Annotated in this window: 2 protein-coding genes and 1 pseudogene; all 3 read left to right on the top strand. The window is 63.4% G+C overall.

Going from position 1 to position 2,531, the window contains the following annotated elements; translation table 11 throughout:
* Nucleotides 1-564: pseudogene (locus tag AKG12_RS30910) on the top strand (hypothetical protein); the annotation flags it as partial.
* Between the two features lie 134 nt (nt 565-698).
* Entirely contained in the window at nt 699-1,202 is a 504-nt protein-coding gene (locus AKG12_RS28955) for a hypothetical protein (protein ID WP_052821464.1), read from the top strand.
* Nucleotides 1,195-2,531: hypothetical protein (locus tag AKG12_RS28950; RefSeq protein WP_052821463.1), on the top strand; the 1,337-nt coding region annotated here is incomplete at its 3' end. The genes AKG12_RS28955 and AKG12_RS28950, both read left to right, overlap by 8 nt.

Here is a 2,531-nt window from a genome sequence, read left to right as displayed (position 1 = left end):
TATACGCCGGACCTGATCGTCGTGAACCGCGCCCGCCACACCGCCTACATCCTCGACTTGAAGCGTTCGCTTGCGTCCTATGGCGACACGAGCCGTCTCGAAGAGTTGAAGCTGAAGATGATGGCGTCGGCCATGGTCTTGCCGGACTGGCTCTACAAGCACCACAAGCGGCTGATGGTCGACACGGTCGAGGTGGCAATCGTCGATGGCGCCAGCCGTCCGAGCGATCATGCCCACGGCGTCTGGGCACTGTCGGAAATCGACGACCTGCTCGAGATCGATGGTGTCGCCGCCTGCATGGCAGAACTGCGCCTTCGCTTCGGTGCCAAGGTCCAGCAGCTTCTCGAAGCCGAGGCGCGCAAGGCGATTGGTGTGATGGCTGCGCCTGCGATTGACACGGCTGAGGCCGTCGTTGTGTCGGGCGAAGCTGGCTCGCTCAGCAGCTTTGATGGTCAGCGCCGTAATGATGAGGGTGACCTCGTTAGCGTCGATGATGATCAGGATGATGAACCGACACCGGCCGTCATCCGGGTAGGCTTTGCCCGTCGCCCCGCCGCGCATTGATGGCTTGAACGTCGCGGCCTGACGCTTGCTGTCAGAGCCTGCGCGTCGATCGCCGTGGCCCCGAGGCCGCGGCTCCCCCATCTCGTTCTTCTCATTGATGCTGGACGCCAAGGCGGTTCGGCCAGGGAGTTCCCATGTCTTCCGATATCAATCCGGATGTGCCACCGCGCATCCGCTGCGAGGCGATCTCGTCCTCGACTTCACCGAACGCCATCTGCCATCGCGCGCATGGCACCGTCCTCCGCTATCCCGGAACCAGCCGCACGAACACGTCCGCCGACGACCCGGCTCTCCTGATCGGGCTGGCACTCGGCCATGTCAGGCAGGGTGACGCCCTGACCGGCATCGTGCCGAAGATGCTTATCGCCCGACTGCAGGCGCAAGCCGATAGCGGCAACCCGGCCTGCCTCCTGCTGCTCGACTGGCTGGAGCGGCGGAACAACGACCTGGTTCCGCTGTCTTCACACGGTTCAATCAAGCCGCTTCCGGCTCAACAGCGTCCTGGTCGTCGGATGATCCGGGAGTGGCGACAGGCGGGCCCGGGTAGTTTGAAGAAACGCGGGCCGAAGACGACGGCTCCATCCGATACCAGCGCGGCAATTATTGCCACGAAGACGGAGGGCCGGATCGATGAATAAACTGTCCCGTCTGTTCACTCGTCGGCTCGAACGGATCGCGCGCCGGGAGGCGCAGCGCAATGCCCATGCCAACGGTCTTCTGGCGATGAAGGTCGTTGAGGTCGATGGCTATCTGTTGCGGCGATACGCACCGGCCTTCGATATCCGCCGAATGACCGGCAATGCGGATCGTGACCTGGCGTGGCTGGGTCGGAACTTTGCCGCGTATCTTCTCCCGCCACCAAAGCCCTCCGACATCGTGGTCACCGAAGACAGGCCCGTCGCATCGATCCTGACCGTTGGCTCTGGAGAGGCGCGACGGAATGCTGGAGACAGCGCGGCATCGATGGATCACGCACGTCGTGCCTATGCCGTCGGTCTTGTCGGCCGGGCGGGGCGGGGACCGTTGGTCAGCAACATTGTTGCAGCCCTGGTTCTTGCGCGTGCCATCGAGGCGGGTCGTGTGCCGCTTGCCACGATCGTCAGTGCTGCCACCATGTCGGCGCCCGTTGTGTCTTTGCATGCGCCGATCGCCGGCTTCGAGCAGGCTATGCGGCGGTTGATCGAAACCGCGGGCTTCGTGCCGGGCGGTTCCTTGAGCGGGATCGATGGCGAGTATGTCTATGACCACACGAGTTTTGCCGGATCCGAGGGAGGCGGTAGAACCTACATCCAGTTCATCGGACAGAGCATGCGGCGGGTCACGAACGCGGCACTGCAGCGGCGTCTGGTGAATGCCCTGACGCGGGATTGCCCTGTCGTAGCGATCGCGGAGAAGGCAGATGCCATTCCGTCCGAGATCAGCATTGCCGCCGACATCAATCTGGCTGCTGGCTGGCTCGATTACCCCTTCATCGGCCGCATGATCGAGGTGATGCATGGCGCTACCGGCATCGCGGCGCTGGAGCAGTGGCCAAATGCCTACGATGCGCATTACCTGACGATCGATGACGTCGTGCTGGCCTTCAGGCCGGGTCGCAGCGCATCGCAGGTCATCGCCGTGCTGGCATCGCTCACCGAGCGCAATCGCATCTCCGCCCAGGACGGCGACGATGACGAACCCGGTAAGACGGATGCCACCAAAACGCCGAAGTCGAAGAAGGACACGGAAAAGACCGCGTCCGGAAAAGACGGCGGCGGCGGGTGGAAGCGAGACAAGCCTTCGGGTGCCGAGGTCATCCAGCCGGAGCCATGGGGTGAGGGCGAGGATGATCTCCCGCCGCTCGTCGTCGAAACCCTGTCCGGATACGGCAAGGCCAAGACCTGGGCGCTGGATCTGAAGGCGGACCTTGCTGACTACATCGCAGGCTCGCTGGGGTGGTCTGACATGAGCAGCAAGCTGTTGCTCTA

The sequence above is a fragment of the Agrobacterium sp. SUL3 genome (assembly GCF_001263295.1).
Taxonomy (GTDB): domain Bacteria; phylum Pseudomonadota; class Alphaproteobacteria; order Rhizobiales; family Rhizobiaceae; genus Agrobacterium; species Agrobacterium tomkonis.
Note: the sequence above shows the minus strand (reverse complement) of the source record. Positions and strands in the feature narration are given on the sequence as shown.

Excerpts from the sequence above, each read along its gene's own strand:
- AKG12_RS28955 (WP_052821464.1), top strand. The coding sequence starts at position 699 with ATGTCTTCCGATATCAATCCGGATGTGCCACCGCGCATCCGCTGCGAG.